We start from the raw sequence: 21,860 nt of genomic DNA on the forward strand, positions 1-21,860 counted from the left end.
TCCCGTTCGGTACCGCACGCCCGTCGGTCCCGGCCGTCCCGGTGTCCTCGTCCGCCGCCGCCCGGCGCGTTCTCCCGTCCCGGTCACCGGCCACGGCGCGGCTCCCCCCTGCGCACGCCCCGGGTGCCCCGGCGGCGGCCCCCGCCACGCACGGCGGACAGCGTGCCGGTGTCCTCCCCGGACGCGGAGCCGGGCCGGACGCCGCCCTCCGGCGCGTCCGCCGCGGCGTCCCCGTCCGCGCACACGCCGGGGTCGTCGCCGCCGGGCCGCGGCCGACCTGGCCGGGCGCGTGCGCCCCGGCGCGAGGACGCCCGGGACCTACCCGCCCGCCGCAGCCGCTCCGGCCGCCGCGGGCGGGGGGCGGGCGTGGCCTCGATCAGCCTTACCTCCTCCTCGGTCCGCACGCCCGGCGCGGCCAGGACGGCGACCGCAGCGAGCAGGACCCCCTGCGTGAGCAGCCAGGCCGCGTGGACGTAGTCGGTGTGCCAGACGCGCAGTTCGCCGCCCCCCGCCGGCAGCTCCCAGGCCTGGGTTCCGCTCCGGGCGGGGGCGGGGTCCAGTTCGACGCCGTCCAGGCTGGCGCGCCAGCCGCTGTCGGCGGCCTCGGCCAGGGCGAGCAGTCGTCCGGTGCCGCCGTCGGGAACCGGGGCGCTCACCTCGTCCGCGTCCCCGCGCACCGCGAGGACCTCGGCTCCGACGCCGTCCTCGGAGACCACCCGCAGCGCGCCGGTGGGGGCGGCCAGCCGCCAGAGCGCGTAGTGCCGCGACAGCGACTGCCGCTCCAGCCCCGGTGTGCCGTCCAGGGTGTCGACCATGGTGACGTCGGCGGGCCCGCTGATCTCCGGGCGCGGGTGGAGCACGTACTGGATGCCGAGGTCGGCCAGGGTGTACATCGGGTCGCCGCCTTGGCCCGCGGTGAGTTCGGCCACGGCCCGGTCCATCGCCTCGCGGACCCCGTGCTCGGGCACGAGCTGCTCCTCTCCCAGCCGGGGTTCGCGTCCGCGCACGACCAGGTAGTCCACACCGCCCTCGCCGTCGGCGGTGACCACGAGGGTGCGCGGCCGGGTCTGCGCACCGTCGGACCCGCCGCCCTCGACGGTCCCGGCCCCGAGCAGCGCGCCGGGGACTACGGGGTCGGCGTGCGCGGTGACCGGGCCCCGCACCCCCTCCCACATCCACACGCCCGCGGCGCAGACGGGGGTCGCCAGGGCGAGCAGCCCCACGGCGAGGGCGAAGAACCGCCTCGGCCCGCCCAGGCGCACCATGTCACCGAAGGAGCGGGCGGCGGTCGCCGCCGACAGCAGCACCGCCGTGGCGGCGAAGGCCAGTGCCGCCCCGGGCCAGACCGGGGCCGGGGGGCCGCCGTAGTAGGGCTCGACGACCACCCGGCTGGTCAGGATGGCCAGGAGGATCCCGAACAGGGCGAGCGACCACCCCGCCGCGGCCAGCATCCGGTTGCGGAGCAGCAGCAGGGAGCACAGCGCGGCCGCTGCGAACCCGGCCGTGACCCAGAACGGCGGCGTCCCTGGGCCGCCCGGCGAGAGCATGAGCAACTCCTGCGGGACCGCGCCCGGCGCCGACAGCTCGGGGCGGTGCAGTCCCGCCTCCAGCAGCCACAGGCTGGGGTGCACGAGCAGTTCGAGCGTCCAGGGCATCAGCAGCACGAGCGGGACGGCCAGGCCCAGCGCGACGCTGACGTAGATCCGGCGGCCCAGGTGGCCGAAGGCGACGGCCACCAGTACGCCGGTGACCAGCGACAGGAACCACACCATCGGCACGAACGCGGTGGCGACCGTCAGGACCAGGCCCACCCCCCAGGCCGCGCGGCGCGAGGGCTTGGGCGGCATCGACACCAGCCGCACCAGCAGCAGTCCCAGCACCGGCAGCAGGACGTGGACCAGGGCGGTGCCCAGTCGGCCCTGGGCGACCGCGCCGGTGGCCACGGGCAGCAGCGCGTAGGACGCGGCCGTCCACAGGCGTGCGGGGCGGAAACCCAGCACCTCGCGGGCGAGCAGGTAGGCGGTCAGTCCGGACAGGGGCACGCAGCCCAGCAGGACGATCGTGACGGCCAGCCAGGGCTTGCCCAGGGTGAGCGTGGACAGAAGCGCGAGCAGCCCGACGTAGGGCGGGACGGGGTCGGCCGCGCCGAGTCCGCTGTCGGGGCCGCCGGACAGGTACAGGTTCCACAGGTCGCCCGCGCCGCCCGCGACCGGGGGGAGGGCCCCGCCCGCCAGGAGGTCGCCCAGGAGCAGGGAGCGCTCCGCGACGAGTGCCACGGCGGCCAGGGCCAGGACCATCAGCGCCCCGGGCCGCAGGAGCACGCTGCGCACGAAGCCGGCGGTGTCCGCGGGGATCTCGTCCTCGTCCTCGGCGGCGGGCGGCGCGGTGACGGCCTGGTGGCGGCCGGGGGTGTTGCGCACGGGCTCCCCGGACAGGATTGCGGTGAGAACGTCGTGGACCTGGCGCACGGCCACGCCGCGCGCCAGGAAGGGCCGGATGGCGCTGTAGGTGCGGCGGCGGTCGCGGCGGCGCCTGAAGCGGGCGCGCATCAGCCGGAGCGGCCGCAGGTAGACCAGGGTGATCGCGGCGGCCTCGTCCAGGGCGTTGGCGGGCTGCTTGATGAGCAGGTACCCAGCCACGCGCAGCAGCGAGGCCACGGAGTTGCGCAGAAGCGCGGCCACCATGCCGCCCGCGGGCAGGTTGGCCAGCAGCACGAAGACGGCGTGGCGGCGGTCCACGCGGCGCGGGTGGTTGCGGGTGGCGGAGATGGGTCGGCGGCGCCGGGCGGAGGCCTCGGCGTGGTAGGCCACCGCGTCGGTGACGAGCACGGCGCGCAGTCCGGCGCCGCCCACCCTCCAGCAGAAGTCGATGTCGTCGCGGAACAGCGGCAGGGAGGGGTCGAAGCCGCCAAGGCGGTCCCACACGTCGCGGCGCACGAGCATGCCCGCGCTGGAGACCGCCAGGACCTGGCGTGTGCCGTCGTGCTGGCCGTGGTCGAACTCGCGCTGTTCCAGACCGGTCTCGCGGCGGCCCGCGCCGTCGATGGTCACGCCCGCCTCCACCAGGAGGCGGCGGTCGAACCAGTCGCGCAGCTTGGGGCCAAGGACGGCGGCTCGGGGGTCCTGGTCGGCGGCGTCCAGCAGGTGGGCGAGGGCGTCGCGGTCCGGGGTGAGGTCGTCGTGGATCAGCCAGATCCACTCGGTGGCGTCCTCGTCGAAGCCGCGTACGGCGCTGGTGGAGCGCGGCAGTTCCAGGGCGGCGCGGACGGCGTCGCCGTACCCGGTGTCGGCGGGCAGCTCCACGACGGCGTCGGCGGGCAGGAACCGGGCCAGGACCTCGGCGCTGTCGTCGGTGCTGCCGGTGTCGGCGGCGACGGCCCGCTGCACGGGCCAGGACTGGCCGCGCAGCTCCTGCATCGTCTCGGGCAGCCAGCGGGCGCCGTCGTGGGAGACGATGACCGCGGTGACGACGTGTCGGGCGAAATCCTGGTCAGGCACGGCTGTGGTGGGTTCTCTCCGGGAGGGGGCGCGGCCCCGATCGGGTCCGCGGGTCCGGCCGGGCGGGGCCGACGGGCGCGACCGCGCTCCGGACGCGGTCCGCGCGCGGGGCGTCACGGCCGACCGCGGCCCTCGTGACCTCGTCGGGGCCGGACACGGCCCGCGCGGGACATCACCCTACGCCACTCGGCACCATTACGGGCCTATTCGTCACACGCCGCTGCGGTCGGCCATATCGGAGCATTTCCACCACGACAGGGAGGGGATATTCGAACACGCATTCGAATACGGCCCGGCGCATCCGGGTATTGCCGTCTCCGACCGCGCCGCGGACACAATCGCCGCGCGCCCGGAAGGGGTCGAACATGAAAAACGCGCGCCCGGGCTCGCGGCCCGGACGCGCGTCTCGCACGCGGCCCTAGAGCATCTCCGCCAGGAAATCGAAATCTCCCCCGGCGGCTTTCTTCAGCCTGCGGCGCTCGCGTTCGGAGAGTCCCCCCCAGATACCGAAGCGCTCATCGTGCTCCAGCGCGTATTCCAGGCACTCCGCACGTACCTCGCACGACTGGCAGACCTTCTTGGCTTCCCGGGTCGAGCCGCCCTTCTCGGGGAAGAACGCCTCCGGGTCGGTCTGCGCGCACAGGGCACGCTCCTGCCAGCCCAGATCCTCATCCGAGCCGTGCGCCAGCGGGATGACCTCGCTCATGCGCACCTCCTGTTGCCCCCCATAGATGTCCCCGGCCCTTTTCGTCCCCCCGGGCCGGGTGGAATCCCACCTTGAAATTACACGTGGGTCGCTTGCTGAGAGTCAAGCGCCCTGCGTGGTAATCCACTGAATATCATGTAACGAACCGTCAACGGCAGCCCGGTGATGTCCGTTCTGCGGATTACCGTGCAATTCACTACCTTCCGAGGCGGTGGGGAGCGCGGGCCGACGGGGCCGGGTCAGCGCTTGTCCTCGCCTCCGTACCACCCCTGCTGGTCACCGGTTCCGCCCTGTCCCTGCTGGTCAGAGCCGTATCCGGTGCCCGCTCCGTACTGACCCCCGTACGATCCCCCGCCCTGGCCGGGCGTCCGGTTGCCGTTGTTCTCACCGGAGTTAAAGAAAGGATCAAGTTTGCCGTCGGCCGGGGTGTCCTGGGCCTGCTGCCCCTGGTCAGCGCCCTGGTACCAGCCGTACTGGATCGCGTCCTGAGCGGCCTGCTCACCGGAGGCGGGCTGCTGACCGGTGGCCTGCGGGGCGTACTGGGAGGGGTCGTAGGCGTACTCGCCGGGCTGGCCGTAGGCGGCCTGCTGCCCGGAGGCGTCGGTGCCGTACTGCTGACCGTAGGACTGCTGCGCGCCGGTCCCGTACTGCTGCTGCACGGCCGGATCCGCGGCGTACTGCTGGCCGTAGGCCTGCTGGGCCGGGTCCGCTCCGTACTGCTGGCCGTACTGCTGCGAGGCGTCGTAGCCCTGCTGGACGGGCTGCTGGCCGGAGGCGTCGGTGCCGTACTGCTGACCGTAGGACTGCTGCGCGCCCGTGCCGTACTGCTGCTGCACGGCCGGATCCGCGGCGTACTGCTGGGCCGGGTCGGTCCCGTACTGCTGGCCGTAGGACTGCTGGGCGCCGGTCCCGTACTGCTGCACGGCCGGATCCGCGGCGTACTGCTGGGCCGGGTCGGTCCCGTACTGCTGGCCGTAGGACTGCTGGGCCGGGTCCGCACCGTAGGGCGGGGCGGCGCTCTGGGTCGGGTCGGCGGGCTGGCCCGGGTAGGCCGGCTGGGCGAAGGACTGCTGCGCGCCGGTCGCGGGCGGGAACTGCTGCGGGTAGGCGTTGTGCGGCTGCACCGCCCTGGGGACCAGGGTCGGGTCGTTGAAGGCCTTGAGCGCCGCGAAGCCGAGCATGCCGAGCACCGCGCCCTGGGCGACGGTCCCCAGCATCCGGGCGAGGCCGTGGCCGATGTTGATCGCGTCGATGAAGCCGCAGATCACCGTGATCAGGCAGAAGAGCAGGCCCACACCGGTGACGATCATCGCGGTCAGCACGACCGGGGAGGCGCCCGCCCTGGTCCTGTCGCTGGTCAGCACGAGGGCCACCGCGACTGCGACCAGGATCGTGATGGTCACACCGAAGAAGTTGGCGGAGCCCGCGTCGTACATGGCCGTGGCGAAGGAGGTCTCCGAGCGCCAGCCGCTGGACCGGACGATCACCTGGATGAGTCCGGAGAGCATGAGCACGCCCGCGGCTGCAAGCAGGACCCAGGCCGCCGGAAGGCGCAGGCGTTCTAGCGTTTCGTTCTTCAAGAGAGGTTCCCCATCTACTGCTGCTTCGCCGTCGGGTCGTCGGGAACGGCGTCGGGCTGTCACGTGTGGATCGGCCGCGTCCGGGCATGGATGTGGGGACACCGGGCGGGGCCGAGGAGTGGGATGGCGACCGCAGCCACGGAGTTCACGGACCTCCGATACCGGAACGGTCACGCACGGATCGCGCCCACGGCGGGGCAGACGACCCATACACGCCCCCAGACTGCCAGACTTGGGCGCATGCGGATAGTCGTACCGGCTGGCGGTATCGGCGGCGCGCGGTTCCTCCGCGGCCTCAGGGCGGCGCTCGGAACCGTGGCGTCGGCCACCGAAGAGCACACCACAGACAGCAGCGTCACCGTCATCGGCAACACCGGTGACGACATCACACTGTTCGGGCTGAGGATCTGTCCGGACCTGGACACGGTGATGTACACCCTCGGCGGGGGGATCAACGAGGAGCAGGGCTGGGGCCGGACCGACGAGTCCTTCACAGTCAAGGAGGAGCTCGCCGCCTACGGGATGAAGCCCACCTGGTTCGGCCTGGGCGACCGCGACACCGCCACGCACATCGTGCGGACGCAGATGCTCGCCGCCGGGTTCCCCCTCTCGGCGGTCACCGAGGCGCTGTGCGACCGCTGGCGGCCGGGTGTGCGGCTGCTGCCGATGACCGACGACCAGGTCGAGACGCACGTGGTCGTCGACGACGGCGGGGGGCGCCGGGCCATCCACTTCCAGGAGTGGTGGATCCGGCACCGCGCGGCGCTGCCCGCCGAACAGATCGTCAGCGTCGGATCCGAGACGGCCAAGCCCGCGCCCGGTGTGCTGGAGGCGATCGCCGAGGCCGACGCCGTGATCCTGCCCCCGTCCAACCCGGTGGTCAGCGTGGGCTCCGTCCTGGGCGTCCCGGGGATCCGCGAGGCCATGGTGGCCAAGACCGTCGTGGGCGTCTCCCCCATCATCGGCGGCGCTCCGGTGCGCGGCATGGCAGACGCCTGCCTGGCCGCGATCGGGGTGGAGACCAGCGCGGGCGCGGTCGCCGCGCACCTGGGCGCCGATCTGCTGGACGGCTGGCTGGTGGACGAGGCCGACGCGGGCACCGAGGTGGAGGGGGTCGAGGTGCGCTCGCGTCCCCTGTACATGAGCGGCCCCGCCGCCACCGAGGCGCTCGCGCGTGCGGCCGTGGACCTGGCCGTGGAGCTGGCGCAGAGGCGGGGAGGCGGCGAGTGAGCACCGAACTGAGCGTGCGCGGGCTCGGCGGCATCCCCGAGGTGCGGTCGGGCGACGACCTGTCGGCCCTGGTCGCCGAGGCGGTGTCCGCCTCCGGGACCGCGCTGGCCGACGGGGACATCCTCGTGGTCACATCCAAGGTCGTGAGCAAGGCCGAGGGCCGCGCCCGCCGCATGGACCGGAAGGAGGCCGTCGCCTCCGAGACCGTCCGGGTGGTGGCCCGTACGGGCGGGACCGGGATCATGCAGACCCGGCAGGGGCTGGTCATGGCCGCCGCGGGGGTGGACGCCTCCAACGTCGAGCCCGGGACCGTGCTGCTGCTGCCCGAGGACTCCGACGCCTCCGCCCGCGCGCTGCGCGCAGGGCTGCGCGAGCGCCTGGGCGTGAACGTCGGCGTGATCGTGTCCGACACCTTCGGGCGGCCGTGGCGGGTCGGGCAGACCGACGTGGCCATCGGCGCCGCCGGACTGTCGGTCGTGCAGGACCTGCGCGGCACCGCCGACACCCACGGCAACCTCATGGAGGCGACCGTCAACGCGGTGGCCGACGAGATCGCCGGGGCGGGCGAGCTGGTCAAGGGCAAGACGAACCGGGTCCCGGTCGCGGTGGTCAGCGGCCTGGGCGGCCTGGTCACCGAGGAGGACGGCCCGGGGGCGCTGGCACTGGTCCGCTCGCCCGACGCCGACCTGTTCCGGTACGGGTCGCGGGACGTGGTCCACGCCCGGCGGACGGTGCGCTCGTTCACCGACGCGCCGGTGGACCCGGCGCCGGTGCGTCGGGCCGTGGCCGCGGCGGTGACGGCCCCCGCGCCGCACCACACCACGCCGTGGCGCTTCGTGCTGGTGGAGTCGGCGCACACGCGCAAGCGGCTGCTGGACGCGATGCTCGCGGCGTGGGTGGCGGACCTGCGCGGCGACGGGTTCAGCGAGGAGCAGATCGCCCGGCGCACGCGGCGCGGCGACGTGCTGCGCGGCGCGCCGTACCTGGTGGTGCCCTTCCTGGTGGCCGACGGGGCCCACCCCTACCCGGACGCGCGCCGGGCCGACGCCGAGCGGTCGATGTTCCTGGTGGCGATGGGTGCCGGGGTGCAGAACCTGCTGGTGGGGCTGGCCGTGGAGGGGCTGGGGTCGGCCTGGGTCTCCTCGACCATGTTCTGCGCGGACGTGGTGCGCGAGGTGCTGGAGGTGCCCGAGGAGTGGCAGCCGATGGGCGCGGTGGCCGTGGGGTACGCGGCCGAGGCGCCCGGGGAGAGGCCGCCGCGCGACCCGGAGGACTTCGTCGCCGTGCGCTGACCCGCCTACCCGCTGACGCGGTGGCCGCCGGGGCCCGTCCCCCGGCGACCGGCGCGTCAGGGTGACCGGCGGGCCCGGCAGCGCCATGCTGGTGCGTGCGGGGGTCGGCGGGGAGGTGCGGGGTGTCCGTCGAGGGGTACGTTGTCGCCACGCTGGTGATCGTGGTCGCGGTGATCTGCGGCCGACTGGTCGCGGGGCGGCTGCGGGTGCCGGGGGCGGTCGTGCTGGTGCTGCTGGGCATGGTTCTGGGGTTGATGCCCTGGTTGCACTCGTTGTCGATCTCCCCCCAGGTCATCCTGCTGGTCTTCCTGCCCCCGCTGATCTACAACGCCGCGTTCTTCTCCTCGCCCAAGGACATGCGCGAGCTGGCGCGCCCCATCGTGGTGACGGCGGTGGGGGTGACGCTGCTGACCGCGTTCGGTCTGGCCGGGATCGTCCATCTGCTGATGCCGTCGGTGGGGTGGCCCGCGGCGATCGCCCTGGGCGCCGCCGTCGCGCCGACCGACGCCGTGGCGGCGTCGGCGATCCTCAAGCGGGTGGGCACCCCGCGCCGGGTGCTGACGCTCCTGGAGGGCGAGTCCCTCATCAACGACGGGGTCGCGCTGACCCTGTTCAGCCTGGCCGTGACCGCCATGGCGCACCCGCTCACGCCCCAGGAGGGCCTGGTCGAGCTGGTGAAGGTCGTGGCGGGCGGCCTGCTCTGCGGCGCCGCGGTGGCCCTGTCGGTGTCGTGGTCGCGGACCCGCATGCGTGACCCCTCCCTCCAACTGATGGTCGTGCTGGTCACACCGTTCGCGGCCTACATCCCGGCGGAGCTGGCGGGGTTCTCCGGGGTGCTGGCGGCGGTGGTCGCCGGTTTCTACCTGGGCACGCGCGGCGAGGGGTTGCTGCCGCCCCGGGTGCGGGTGAACGGGCAGACGATCTGGAGCGCCCTCGTGGGGCTGCTGGAGTCGATGCTGTTCGTGGTGCTGGGGTTGCAACTGGACTCGGTGGTCACGGCGGTGCGGGACCAGTTCGCCTTCCTGGACCTGGTGTGGATGGCGCTGGCGACGACGGCCACGGCGGTCGCCCTGCGCATGGGGCTGATGCTGGTGGTGATCCCGCTGCACCGGATCCCGCCGTTCTCGAAGCTGGAGGTCGCCGACCTGCGGGAGCGGCTGGTCATCGGGTGGAGCGGGATGCGGGGGGCGGTGTCGCTGGCGATCGCCCTGTCCCTGCCCGCGACGCTGGGCGGTGAGCCCTTCACCGAGCGGGGCGCGCTGGTGTTCGTGGCGGGGGTGGTGGTGCTCGGGACGCTGGTCGGGCAGGGGATGACACTGCCGCTGCTGCTGCGCAAGCTGGGCATGGCGCGTGAGGGCGCGCGGCGGATGGAGTTCCTCCGGGCGGACGAGCAGATGAGCTGCGCGGCGCTGAGCAAGGTGGACGAGCTGCTGCGGGAGGGCGAGGTGGACGACCGCACCGCCGACTCGCTGCGCGCGGTGTACACGCGGCGCGTCTCGCAGGTGCGGGGCCTGATGGACGCCGAGGACGGGCGGGCTCGTGAACGGGTGGAAAGCGGCAGGGCCGTGCACGCGCAGATCACGCAGGCGCGCAGGGACGCGCTGGTGTCGATGTACCGGGAGGGCGACATCGACCACGCCGTGTTCCAGGAGATGAGCCGGGACCTGGACATCCGGGACACGGGGGCGGGTCCGTACGGCTCGTGAGTCGCGGGGCGGCCGGGCGCGGGCCCGCAGGTCCCGTGAGGCCCGGAACGGCCGGGGCCCGGCCGCCTTCTCCGTGGGGGCCGGTGCCCGCCGGACCGTTCAGCGCGCCGCGTGTGAATGCGTGGGAACCGGAGCCAGCGGGGCGCGAACGCCCGCGCGGGCGCGCACGGACCGTGACGAACGGTGGACCCGTCGGCCCCCTCTCCTGGTGCTGAAGGGGTTCCTGAGACCTGGGAAAGGCACTGAGGCCACCAGAAAAACTACAAACTTTCCTTACCGTTTTCGTTGACGCGGCCGCGTGACAACTTTAAAGTTTCCTAACAATTAGCGGCTCACAGAGCCCCTTCGTCTCCCCCGCTCGACGACAGGAGCAACCCCCGATGCCCGAACACCGCCCCAGGAAAGCCCCCCGGGCCGCGAAGGCCGCGCTGACCGGCGCCCTCGCCCTCCTGACCGCCGGACTCCTCGCCGGTTTCAGCCAGCTCTCCCCCGCTCCGACCGAGGTCGAAACCGTGTCCGACAGCGACTCCGCCGGGGTCCAGCAGACCGGCCAGTGGCTCACCGGGTACTGGCACAACTTCGACAACGGCTCCACCGTGATGCCGCTGTCGGAGGTCCCCTCCGAGTACAACCTGGTGGCCGTCGCCTTCGCCGACAACCATCCCACCCTCGACGGCGGGGTCACGTTCAACCTGGCCAGCCAGGAGCTGAACGGCTACACCGACCAGCAGTTCCGCGACGACATCGCGGCCGTCCAGGCCGAGGGCCGCAAGGTCGTCATCTCCGTGGGCGGCGAGCTCGGCCACGTGAGCGTCGCCAACGCCGCCCAGGCGGACAACTTCGCCGACACCGTGTACCAGCTGATGCGGGACTACGGCTTCGACGGGGTCGACATCGACCTGGAGCACGGCATCAACGCGCAGTACATGTCCCAGGCCCTGCGCGACCTGAGCGGCCGGGCCGGGTCGGACCTGATCATCACGATGGCGCCGCAGACCATCGACTTCCAGAGCCCCGACCGGGAGTACTACAAGCTCGCCTCGGGCATCTCCGACATCCTCACCATCGTCAACATGCAGTACTACAACTCCGGCTCGATGCTGGGGTGCGACGACCAGGTGTACCACCAGGGCACCCCGGACTTCGTCGCCGCGCTGGCCTGCATCCAGCTGGAGATGGGGCTGAGCCCGGACCAGGTGGGCCTCGGGCTGCCCGCCGTGCAGTCCGCCGCCGGAGGCGGGTACATGGCGCCCGGCCAGATCGTGCGCGCCCTGGACTGCCTGGAGGCCGGGACCAACTGCGGGTCCTTCTCCCCCGCCGCCCCGTACGGCCCCATCGGCGGTGTGATGACCTGGTCCGTCAACTGGGACGCCACCAGCGGCTACGCCTTCGCCGAGACCATCTCGGCGCGCCTGGCCGCCGGCCCCGGCGACGGCGGCGGGCCCACCGAGGAGCCCACCGAGGAGCCGACCGAGGAGCCGACCGAGGAGCCCGGCGACTGCACCGCCGCCGCCTGGACGGCCGACAGCGTCTACAACGGCGGCGACGTGGTCTCCCACGGGGGCTCGGAGTACCGCGCCCAGTGGTGGACCCGCGGCGAGGAGCCGGGCACCACCGGAGAATGGGGCGTCTGGAGGCTCGTCGGCACCTGCTAGGCCGAGTCCGCGTGGAGGGGCACCGCCCCTCCCGCCGTACGCGGCTCCCCGGCGGCCCGTCGCACACTCCCCACAGGTGACGGGCCGCCGCCCCCTCGGCGAGGGGGCGGAGCGCCGTCCCCCGGCGCTTCGCCCCCTCCTTCCGCGTCCGGGTTCTGTTTTCGAACCGGTCTCGCTTGTGGGGCTCGGTTAGGGCGCCCACGGGGTTACTGGAGGGGCAGGAGAGGGGTTCGCGAGGAACGAGCGAACCCGTCGCAGGCGCCGAGGGTTCCCGTGCTCCGGGCGCCCGAACACGGACCGAAGCGAAGCGCAGGTCCGAAAAACACCGTCTAGACCAACGGCAGCGAGGGGCGCCGGACGCTGGGGGCCACGCCGTCACTGGCCTCGGCCGCGCGCCGGCGCTCCCCCGGCACCGGACCGTAGGTCGTGGTGCGCTGGCGGACGGGGCGGCCCGTCGGCTCGACCAGGGCGCGGATGTCGCTGATGGTCTTGAACGACCCCTGCCCCGAACCTGCCATCCGGCTGATGGTCTCCTCCATCAGGGTGCCGCCGACGTCGTTCACCCCGCCCGAGAGGAGCTGGCGGCAGGTGTCCTCGGCTAGCTTGACCCACGAGCACTGGATGTTGTCGATGTGCCCGTGCAGCAGCAGTCGGGCCAGGGCGTGCACGGCTCGGTTCTCCCGGACGGTCGGCCCGGTGCGGGCCAGCCCGGCCAGGTAGATGGGCGCGTTGGTGTGCACGAACGGCAGCAGGACGAACTCGGTGAACCCCCGGCGGCCGTTGCGCTCGACCGACCGCTCCTGGAGGGAGCGCAGCAGCTTGATGTGCGCCACCCAGTGCCTGGGCGAGTCCACGTGCCCGTACATCATCGTGGACGTGGTGGGGATGCCCAGGTCGTGGGCGGACGTGATGACGTCGATCCACTCGGACGCGGGCAGCTTGCCCTTGGTGAGGATCCAGCGGACCTCGTCGTCGAGGATCTCGGCGGCGGTGCCCGGCACGGAGCCGAGCCCGGCCTCGCGGGCGCGCAGCAGCCACTCGCGGACCGGCAGGTTCGTGCGCGCCGCCCCGTTGACCACCTCCATCGGGCTGAACGCGTGGACGTGCATGTCCGGGACGCGCTCGCGCACGGCGGCGGCGATGTCGAAGTAGGCGGTGCCCGGCAGGTCCGGGTGGATGCCGCCCTGCATGCACACCTCGGTCGCTCCGGCCTTCCAGGCCTCCTCGGCGCGGTCGGCGACCTGTTCCAGGGAGAGCGTGTAGGCGTCTGCGTCGGTGCGGCGCTGGGCGAACGCGCAGAAGCGGCAGCCGGTGTAGCAGACGTTGGTGAAGTTGATGTTCCTGGTCACGACGTAGGTGACGTCGTCGCCGACCGCGTCGCGGCGCACCCGGTCGGCCAGGTCGGTCAGCGCCTCCAGTTCGGCGCCGTCGGCGTGCAGCAGGGCGAGCGCCTCGTCGTCGGAGAGCCCCGCCGGGTCGGTCTCGGCGCTTCGCAGGGCCTCCGCGACGCCGGGGTCGAACCTGCGCGGCACGGCCCCCTCGCGGTCCACGCCCGAGCGCAACTCGTCCCAGTCCCCGTAGACGGCGTCGAAGTCGCCGCGGCGGTCGGTCGTGCGCCCCTCCTCGTCGATCCCCGTGTGCAGGTCGGTGCGGCCGGAGGAGACCAGCACCGCCTCGGGCTCCTGCCAGGGGCGGCCCACCACGGGCACGTCCTCGCGGGCCAGGCCGGTCTCGGGATCGGCGAGGGCGGCCACGTGCCCGGCCACGCGCGGGTCCAGCCAGGGCTCCCCGGCCAGGACGTACTCGGGGTAGACCGTCAGCCGCTCGCGCAGGGCGAAGCCGTGCGCGGCGGTGCGCGCGGCCAGGTCGTCGATCTGCGGCCAGGGCCGCTCAGGGTTGACGTGGTCGGGGGTGAGCGGGGAGACGCCGCCCCAGTCGTCGATGCCCGCGCGCAGCATCAGACCGTACTCGTCCACGCCCCCGTGCTCGGCGCCGATGAGGTTGGGCGGCGCCTGCACGTGCGCCCTTGGCCCCATCACCAGGCGGGTGACCGCGATGGCGGCGGCCATCTCCTCGCGTTCGGCGTCGGGCCGGTGCATCATCGCGGTGGCGGGCTTGGCCCGGAAGTTCTGGACGATGACCTCCTGGACGCCGCCGTAGCGCCGGGAGGCGCCGCGCATCGCGAAGATCGACTCGGCGCGCTCGGCGGTGTTCTCACCGATGCCCAGGAGAATGCCGGTGGTGAAGGGGACGCTGGAGCGCCCGGCGTCCTCCAGCACGCGCAGCCGCACCGCCGGGTCCTTGTCCGGGCTGCCGTAGTGGGCCCGGCCCCTCTCGGTGAACAGCCGGGTGGAGGTGGTCTCCAGCATCATCCCCATGGACGGGGCGACGGGCTTGAGGCGCTGGAGGTCGGCCCAGGTGAGCACACCCGGGTTCAGGTGCGGGAGCAGGCCGGTCTCCTCCAGCACCATGACGGCCATGGCCCGCACGTAGGACAGGGTGTCGTCGTAACCGTGGGCGTCGAGCCACTCGGCGGCCTGCTTCCAGCGGTCCTCGGGCCGGTCGCCGAGTGTGAACAGGGCCTCCTTGCAGCCCGTCTCGGCGCCCCGCCGGGCGATGTCCAGGACCTCGTCGGGCGACAGGAACGGGGCTTCGAGGCGGCCCGGCACCGTGGCGAACGTGCAGTAGTGGCAGCGGTCGCGGCACAGGCGGGTCAGGGGGACGAACACCTTGCGGCTGTAGGTGACGACCCCGGGGCGGCCCGCGGCCTCCAGCCCCGCGTCACGCACCCTTCCGGCGTGTTCGAGGAGGACGTCCAGGTCCTCGCCCCTGGCGTGCAGGAGCACCTCCGCCTCGGTGAGGTCGAGGGTCTTGCCGTCCCGGGCGCGGGCCAGGGCCCTGCGCATGGCGGACGGGGTCGGGGAGGGGACGGGGGCCGGGTCGTTCGCACCACTCATAGGGCGCAACCCTACGCCCCGCTCCTTTCGCGCGCGCGGACGCACCACCCGTGGCGCCGGATGTGTGCGGGGCGTCACCGTCGCGTTCCGCCGCTGGTCGGGGGCGCGGGAGGGGTCTCGGTGGCGTGGTGGGACCTGTGGATCAGTTGTGCACTCTGTGGCCAACTGATCCGGGGCGTGGACGGGGGGCCGGCGGGTGCATGGGCGGCGTAGGGTCGGCACGTACGGGAGGGAGGCCACGTGCTGAGTCGGCTGCGCAGTAGCCCGTGGGTGCGGTTGGCGCTGTTGCTGGTGGTGTGCGTGTGCGTGGGGCTGGCCCTGCGCGCGAACTGGGAACAGGCCCGGGACGCCGCGACGGCGCTGCCCCTGTGGGTGCTGCCCGCGGCGGTGCTGACGGGAATGGCGGGGCTCGCCGCGCAGATGCTCGCCTGGCGCGCGCTGCTGGCCGGGATGGGCTCCCCCCTGCCCCGCCGCACGGCGGCCCGCGTCATGTTCGTGGGCCAGCTCGGCAAGTACCTGCCGGGTTCGGTATGGGCCTTCGTCGCCCAGGTCGAGCTGGCCCGGGACTGGAACGTGCCGCGCACTCGCGGTGCGGCGGCGACCCTGCTCGCGGTGGGTGTGACGGTCGCGGCCGGTCTGGCGGTCGCGGCGGTGTCCCTGCCGCTGTCGTCGGCGGAGGCTGCCCGCCGCTGGTGGTGGGCGCTGGCGCTGGCACCCGTGCTGCTCGCCGCGCTGCACCCGCGCGTGGTCGGCTGGGGGATCCGGCTGGCGGCCCGCCCCTTCGCCCGGTTCCGCGAGGTCGCCGAGGCCGGTCCCCTGGACGTGCGCGGGCGGTCCATGGCCGCGGCCGTGGGGTGGACCCTGGTGGCCTGGATGCCCCTGGGCCTGCACGTGTGGCTGCTGACCTGGGCGGTGGGCGGCGAGGCGCTGCGGTCGCTCGGACCGGCGGTGGGCGCCTACGCGCTGGCGTGGACGCTGGGACTGCTCGTGGTGTTCGCCCCGGCGGGCCTGGGGGTGCGCGAGGCGGTGCTGGTGGTGGCGCTGGCGCCGGTGGTGGATGCCGGGGCCGCGCTGGTGGTGGCGGTGCTGTCGCGGCTGGTGATGACCGTGGCGGACGTGGCCTGGGCAGGGCTGTCGGTGCTGCTGTCCCGGGGAGCCGTCCGGGGGCCGGAGGCCGTGACCGGACCGCGTCCCTGAGGAGGGCCCCGTCTCGCTGGCGGCACCGGAAGCAGGCGGGCCGGACCGGCGTCTCGGAAGCGCCGAAGCGGAGGTGGCGGACGGTAGCAGGCGCCGGCGTCGAGCAGGTGAGGGGCCGACCGGTGCTCGCGCGCCAGAAATGATCCCAGGAACACGACCCGGTAGGAGTGCGGGACCGCCCCCGCCAGGACACGAATGGATGGAAGCCCCACGCCCAGTGCCGTATTCCGGGCCGCCGGGGCCGGGGACGCGCAGACCGACGCGACCGCCCTCATGCTGTCGTCGGAGGAGCCGACGCGTTTCGGAGAGGTCTCCCGCCGCCACGCGCCAGCCCCGCACCGCTACGCCGCCCCGCGGCTGGGCGGCCCGGAGCCGGAACCGGTCGAGGTGCGAGCGGGCGTGTACACCGTGCTCGCGCGGCTCCCCGGGGCCCGTCCGCCGGAAGGGGCGACCGACGTGTCGGGACGGCCCGCCGTCGGCCTGGCCCACCGCGTCGGCTCGGGGAGTCGGGTGCGTACGAGCAGCGCCTCCCGTCCGACCCGCAGACGGGCGCTCCGCTGCCCGACGAGATGGCCGTGCTGGAGCCCGCCGCCTCGGACACCGTCTGAATCGGGCCCGAATACGTGGTCAGCTACCGGCTCCACGAGTCCACGGGCTTGACTGACGAGTGGCCCGAGCGGCCGCTCGGGCCCCGGTCCCCCGCCGCCCGGGGCCGGGGCCGCCGGGCGTCCTGCCCGGCGTAGGGGCTCAGGCCCCGAGCAGCCGCTCGGTGTAGGCCCGCCAGTAAGGCTCGGCCTCCACCGGGCGGACCCCGGCGCGCAGCCGCTCGGGCTCCCCCGGCGCGTAGAACTCCCCCAGCGCGCGGGCCAGGTCGGCGGCGTCGCCCGGCGCGCACAGCAGGCCGTCGACCCCCTCGCGCACGTGGTCGGGGAGGGTCCCGGCGCGGGTGGCCACCACCGGAATCCCGTGCTCGTGCGCCAGCCACACGTTCTGGGTGGCGGTGGCGGTGCGGTATGGCAGCACCACGGCGTCGGCCGAGGCGAACAGCTCCGGCAGCTCACCGGCGGGGACGTACCCGTCCCGCAGCCGCACCCGGTCGGCGACCCCCAGCCCGGCGGCCAGTTCCCCCAGCTCCGCCGTGCCGCCCCAGAACTCCCCGGCCACGGTGAGCGACACGTCCTCGGGCGCACCGTCGGCCAGGGCGCTCAGCAGCAGGTCCACACCCTTGTAGGGGCGGACGATGCCAAGGAAGAGCAGGTGCCGCCGCTCCCCCGGCGCCGGGGCCTGCGCGCCGCCGGTCTCGGGCAGGTGCGGGGGCATCTGGGCGACCACGGGCCGCCGCGCCCCGGGTCCCCTGAGCCCCTCGGCCAGGCGCGCCTGCTCGGGTGAGTGGGCGACCACGCCGTCCACCCGCCGCAGGAGGGTGCGCACGAGGGACACGTCCACGGCGCGGCGCTCGTGGGGCAGCACGTTGTGGCACAGCGCCACCACCCGCGCACCCTCGGAACGCCGTACGGAGCGCACCCCGGCCAGGACCCCGAGGTAGGCGGGCACCTGCACCGGGGAGAACAGGGTGAGCACCACCAGGTCGGCCTCCCGGGCCAGGCGCCGCCCGGTGCTCCACCACCCGTCGGGCCGGTACCAGGCCAGCTCGCGGCGGGTGCCGGGGTGGGGCTCCCCCTCGGGGTCCTCGATGGTCTGCCGACCGGGGTAGAGGGCGGCCGGGTACTGAGCCCGCCAGGACTCCACGGCCGTGGGGTGGCCCAGCGCGCTCAGCCGGTGGGCCAGCTCGGTGGTGTGCCTGGCGCCGCCGCCCTTGTAGGGGTGGGCGGGCCCGACCAGGGCCACCCGCGCCGCCGGGCTCACGCGCTGCCCCTGGAGCGCACGATGAGGTCGGCCAGCAGGGCGATCGCCGCGATGATCAGCCCCGTCATGAGGATCATGACGGTGTTGTTGGGGATGTAGAGCGGGTTGCGGACCTGGTCGAAGGCGAACTTGGCGGCGCCCACCCCCAGCAGCACCAGCGCGGGCGGCATGAGCACCTTGAGCGGGTTGAAGTACATCACCATGCGCAGCACCTGGAGGATGTAGCGGTAGGCGTCGCCCACGAAGTGGAACTTGGACGTGCCCGCGCGCTTGGCGTACCCGATCGGCACGTACCTGACCGGGTGCTGGTTGGACAGGAAGGCGAGCGTGATGGTGGTGACGCAGGAGAAACCGGGCGGCAGCAGCCGCAGGTAGGGGCGGGCGACCTCGCGGCGGAACACGCGCAGCCCCGAGTTGAGGTCGGGGATGCGGGTGTTGGTGAGGCGTTCGGCGATCTTGCGGATGACCCACTTGGCGGGCACCCTCAGGGCCTTGTGGCTGCCCATCTCCTGGGTCCGCGCTCCCACGACCTGGTCGGTCTCGGGGTCCTCCTCCAGCATGCGGACCAGTTCGGGGATGCGCTCGTTGGGGTAGCTCATGTCGGCGTCGGTCCACACGACGAACTCGCCTCGGGCCCGCTGGCTGCCGATCCGGCGGACGGTGCCCGCCCCGCCGTTGTGCCCGAACGCGATGACGCGCATGTGCGGGTACACGGGCTCCGCGTCGCGCAGCCGGGCCAGGGTGGCGTCGGTGGAGGCGTCGTCCACGGCCAGCAGCTCGTAGGGGTACCCGGAGGCGTCCATGGCGCCGCAGATCCGCTTGACCTCGTCGACGACGTGGTCCTCCTCGTTGTAGCAGGGGAGCACGATGGTGACGCGGACCGGCTGGTCCTCGCCGTGCTGCCTGGGTGCGTCGTCGCTTCTGTGGCTCATGGGTTCTTCTTCGGCGGGATGGGGTGGGTTCGGGAGGGGCCGGGCCGGGCGCTCATCCCCCGTCGGGGAACACGGACACCCACACGTTTCCCCTGAAGGCCCAGGAACCGGTCGGCGGTTCCATGAGGGTACTCGGGTCCATCCGGGCGTTCACTTGGAAGGGGCGCTCGGGCTCGGCCTCTCCGCCCGTGAGGTCCTCCAGTACCTGCCAGTCGGAGGCGGCGAGCACGGCGTCGCGGTCGCGCTCGTGGATCTCGGAGACCACGCGGTCCACGTCCCCGGGGGTCGGCTCGTCCATGGACGCGGTGGGCACCCCGCAGACGTTGCGCAGCAGCGGCATGTAGTTCCCGGCCGTGTCGGAGTCCACCACGACAACCGAGGCGTCCTCAGACAGCGCAGCGCAGAGCCGGTGCGTGGCGGCGACGCTGCCGACGTCCTGTCTGTAGCCCATGATCCCGGCGGCCGCCGTGGCCGCGGTGGGGACGAGCAGCGCCGCCGAGGCGCTGGCGGCGACCACGACGGGGAGGGCGCGGGCCGCCGGAGTGCTGCGGCCGGAGTGGGCGGCGACGGCGCAGTAGCGGGTTAGCCAGGCCAGGAACCAGACGGCGAACAGGATGAACGCCGGGATGACCAGGGCGATCAGCCGTCTGCTGGCCCAGGGGTGGTCGGGGGTGATGGCGGGGCGCAGCAGGGTGGTGCCGACCGTCCACACTAACAGCATGGCGGGCAGCAGCCACTGGAGGTCGCGGCGCTGGAAGAGGCGGCGCAGCACGTGGGCGACGCCGAGCGAGGCGAACAGGACCGCGGCCAGGCCCACGTACCAGCCGACCCAGTACAGGCTCATGTCGTAGTAGGTGCGGCTGCCCTCCACCGGCAGGCCCTCGCGCTGCTGCACGTAGGCGACCCAGCCGTCGGTGAAGTCGCTGCCGTGCCCGTAGTCCGGCCACAGCAGGGGGCGGACGGCGAACAGCGCCATGGCCAGCAGGGCGAGCGCGGCCACCGCGTCGGGCAGCCGACGCACGCGCTCCACGCGCGGAACGCCGCGGCGCCACAGGACGGCGGTGGCCGCGACGGTGACGGCGATGACGACCGCGCTGATGAGGAGCAGGGGGTTGAGGGAGTCGGAGAGGTACTCCAGGTAGGGCAGGGACAGCCCGTACCCGGCGTACAGGCCCAGCCCCGCGCCCGCGGCCAACCCGCCCAGCAGCGGCAGGGCCTGCCCCCGGCGGGCGAGCAGCAGCAGACCGACGAACCCGACCACGGGCAGCAGGTCGCGGATCGCGTCGATGCGCACCACCAGCCCCAGGCCGAACGCCAGTCCCGCCACGGCGGCCAGTGTGTGCGCGGACGACCACCGGTCGGTGATCCGGGTCCGCCGCGCGAGCGCGTCGTAGGCCAGGACCAGGCCGCCCAGCAGCAGGATCTGGGTGACCGGCTCGCTGTAGGTGAAGCGGCTGACCCACTGCTGGGGCAGGGACACGGCCAGGACCAGGGCGGCCAGGGGCGCCCACCGGATCCCGACCAGGCGCGCGGTGAGCCCGGCGAAGGTGAGCACGCCCAGCGCGCCCAGGACCGGGGTCGTGACGAGCATCCCGTCGAGCCCGCCCAGCCAGTAGCCGATGGTGGCGACCAGGGGCGCACCGGCCATGAACTGCGGCCAGATGACGTCGCCGCGCTGGTAGTGGGCCAGGCTCTGGTAGCTGAGCGAGGGGTCGTCGCCCGCGATGAGCTCGCGCTGCTGCGGGATGGGCAGGAACCCGTTCTCGGCGATCCACGCCGTGTACATGGCGTAGGAGGCCGGGTCGCGGCGGATTACCAGGGCCTCGGCGTGGTAGGCGATCTGCACGGCGGCGAAGGCGACCGTGATCAGCGCGACGAGGACGACCGGCCACCAGGGGGCGTCCTCCCGGTCGGGCGGGTCGGGTATGAGCCGGGGCACCAGGAGGCAGGCCGCGAGCACGGCGGGCGTTCCGAGGACGGCTGCCGTCAGCGGGGTGAGGGAGCCCAGGGCCAGGAGGGGGAAGGCCACCAGGAGCCAGGCCGAGACGGCGATCGCGGGGAGCGCGGTGACACGGGCGATGAACCGTCCGGGGAGCAAGCGCATGGGGCAACTCTGACAGCTCCCCGGCACCAACGCACACCCGTGGCGGCCCGCGCGGGGGCCGCGCGGAGCCCCCGTGACGCCCTAGAGTGGCGGGCATGTCCGAAACTCCCGCGCAGCTGTGGCGCGCCCTGGTCTCCGACGACCCGTCCCGCCCCTTCGTGACCTCCTACGACGCCTCGGGCGGCCGGGTGGAGCTGTCGCGCGCCACCTTCGACAACTGGGTGTCCAAGACCGCGAACATGCTGGTGGACGGCTTGGGGGCCCAGCCGGACGACCGGGTGGTGCTCGCCCTGCCGGTGCACTGGCAGTCGCTGGTGTGGATGCTCTCGTGCTGGTCGGTGGGGGCCGTGGCGGAGTTCGCACGGCCCGGCGCGGACCTGCCCGGGGGCGCCCAGGTCGCCGTGGCCGACGCCGACCGCCTGGAGGCCGCCCTGGACAGCGGCGCCGAGGAGGTGGTGGGCACGTCCCTGCACCCGCTGGGGCTGCCGCTGACCGAGGCGCCGCCCATGGTGCTCGACTACTCGGTGGAGGTGCGCGGGCACGGCGACCACTTCTCGCCCTACCCCGTGGACCCGGGGGCGCCCGCTCTGCGCGGCCCCGGCGTCCGGACCGGCGCGGAGCTGACCGCCGGGGGCCGCGACCGGGCGCGGCGGTGGGAGCTGGACGCCGGGGACCGGGTGGCGCTGTTCGCCGAACCCGACGCCCCGCTGACCCTGCTCGGGGAGGGCGCGGAGCTGCTGCTGGCCCCGGTCGCGGCGGGCGCGCCGCTCGTCCTGACGCCGCTGGGCTCCGCGGGCCCGGACGAGGTCCTGCGCAGGACCGGCATGGAGAAGGTCACCGTGGCGGTGCGCGTGGCGGAGGGGGCCGGTGGCGCGGCGCTGCCGGACGGGGCCCCCTTCCGGACGGTGGGGCTCTCCTAGGCAGTGTCTTTTGGACCTGCGCTCCGCTTCGGTCCGTGTTCGGGCGCCCGGGGAACGGGAACCTTCGGCGCCTGCGGCGGCTTCGCTCGTGCCCACCCGTCGCCCGCCACCACCCTCAACCGACGCCTACGGCGCGGTTCTCCCAAGGGAACCCGTCTCCGGCACCTCCAGAACCCCGTGGGCGCCCGAACCGGCCCCCACAAGCTGAGGCCCGTCCA

13 protein-coding genes are annotated in these 21,860 nt (G+C 73.9%); 6 read left to right on the forward strand and 7 right to left on the reverse strand.

What is annotated here, in order from left to right; translation table 11 throughout:
* Positions 1–83: 83 nt before the first annotated feature.
* From ABD54_RS00265 to ABD54_RS00275, 3 genes are all read right to left on the reverse strand, one after another.
* The gene (locus ABD54_RS00265) at positions 84–3,497 is read right to left on the reverse strand and encodes a glycosyltransferase family 2 protein (protein WP_047867385.1); all 3,414 of its coding nucleotides are present in this window, start codon (positions 3,495–3,497) and stop codon (positions 84–86) included.
* A gap of 418 nt (positions 3,498–3,915) precedes the next feature.
* A complete protein-coding gene (locus ABD54_RS00270) occupies positions 3,916–4,203 on the reverse strand; it encodes a WhiB family transcriptional regulator (RefSeq protein ID WP_013154770.1) in 288 nt (95 codons plus the stop codon).
* A 239-nt stretch (positions 4,204–4,442) separates the two neighbouring features.
* Complete coding sequence (locus ABD54_RS00275) at positions 4,443–5,783, reverse strand: hypothetical protein (RefSeq protein WP_047867386.1); 1,341 nt, start codon at positions 5,781–5,783, stop codon at positions 4,443–4,445.
* Between the two features lie 240 nt (positions 5,784–6,023).
* Here ABD54_RS00275 and cofD point away from each other — a divergent pair, with 240 nt between their 5' ends.
* The 4 genes from cofD to ABD54_RS00295 all read left to right on the forward strand — a co-directional run bounded on the left by cofD (position 6,024) and on the right by ABD54_RS00295 (position 11,666).
* Positions 6,024–7,013 carry a 2-phospho-L-lactate transferase gene (gene cofD / locus ABD54_RS00280; RefSeq protein ID WP_047867387.1) on the forward strand — a complete coding sequence of 330 codons (990 nt, stop codon included), beginning with the start codon at positions 6,024–6,026 and terminating at the stop codon, positions 7,011–7,013.
* Complete coding sequence (locus ABD54_RS00285; protein WP_047867388.1) at positions 7,010–8,305, forward strand: coenzyme F420-0:L-glutamate ligase; 1,296 nt, start codon at positions 7,010–7,012, stop codon at positions 8,303–8,305. The genes cofD and ABD54_RS00285 overlap by 4 nt, the downstream gene beginning before the upstream one ends.
* A gap of 122 nt (positions 8,306–8,427) precedes the next feature.
* Positions 8,428–10,011, forward strand: a complete 1,584-nt coding sequence (locus tag ABD54_RS00290; protein ID WP_047867389.1) for a Na+/H+ antiporter — start codon at positions 8,428–8,430, stop codon at positions 10,009–10,011.
* Between the two features lie 380 nt (positions 10,012–10,391).
* A complete protein-coding gene (locus tag ABD54_RS00295; RefSeq protein ID WP_047867390.1) occupies positions 10,392–11,666 on the forward strand; it encodes a glycosyl hydrolase family 18 protein in 1,275 nt (424 codons plus the stop codon).
* Between the two features lie 329 nt (positions 11,667–11,995).
* On the opposite strand, the gene ABD54_RS00300 is transcribed toward ABD54_RS00295, so the two are convergent.
* Positions 11,996–14,623 carry a bifunctional FO biosynthesis protein CofGH gene (locus ABD54_RS00300; protein WP_082166595.1) on the reverse strand — a complete coding sequence of 876 codons (2,628 nt, stop codon included), beginning with the start codon at positions 14,621–14,623 and terminating at the stop codon, positions 11,996–11,998.
* Between the two features lie 240 nt (positions 14,624–14,863).
* Here ABD54_RS00300 and ABD54_RS00305 point away from each other — a divergent pair, with 240 nt between their 5' ends.
* Positions 14,864–15,820, forward strand: a complete 957-nt coding sequence (locus tag ABD54_RS00305) for a YbhN family protein (protein ID WP_047867392.1) — start codon at positions 14,864–14,866, stop codon at positions 15,818–15,820.
* Between the two features lie 747 nt (positions 15,821–16,567).
* On the opposite strand, the gene ABD54_RS00310 is transcribed toward ABD54_RS00305, so the two are convergent.
* The 3 genes from ABD54_RS00310 to ABD54_RS00320 are packed head-to-tail and all read right to left on the reverse strand — an operon-like array spanning position 16,568 to position 20,722.
* Positions 16,568–17,686 carry a glycosyltransferase family 4 protein gene (locus ABD54_RS00310; protein ID WP_047867393.1) on the reverse strand — a complete coding sequence of 373 codons (1,119 nt, stop codon included), beginning with the start codon at positions 17,684–17,686 and terminating at the stop codon, positions 16,568–16,570.
* Complete coding sequence (locus tag ABD54_RS00315; protein ID WP_047867394.1) at positions 17,683–18,618, reverse strand: glycosyltransferase family 2 protein; 936 nt, start codon at positions 18,616–18,618, stop codon at positions 17,683–17,685. Before ABD54_RS00315 ends, ABD54_RS00310 begins: the two co-directional genes overlap by 4 nt.
* Before the next feature lie 52 nt (positions 18,619–18,670).
* A complete protein-coding gene (locus tag ABD54_RS00320; RefSeq protein ID WP_047867395.1) occupies positions 18,671–20,722 on the reverse strand; it encodes a hypothetical protein in 2,052 nt (683 codons plus the stop codon).
* Between the two features lie 95 nt (positions 20,723–20,817).
* Between ABD54_RS00320 and ABD54_RS00325 the strand changes: the two genes are divergently transcribed.
* Positions 20,818–21,642: a TIGR03089 family protein gene (locus ABD54_RS00325; protein ID WP_047867396.1), complete on the forward strand. Its 825-nt coding sequence runs from the start codon at positions 20,818–20,820 to the stop codon at positions 21,640–21,642.
* Positions 21,643–21,860: the final 218 nt, after the last annotated feature.

The sequence above is a fragment of the Nocardiopsis sp. RV163 genome (assembly GCF_001029525.1).
Classification (GTDB): Bacteria; Actinomycetota; Actinomycetes; order Streptosporangiales; family Streptosporangiaceae; genus Nocardiopsis; species Nocardiopsis dassonvillei.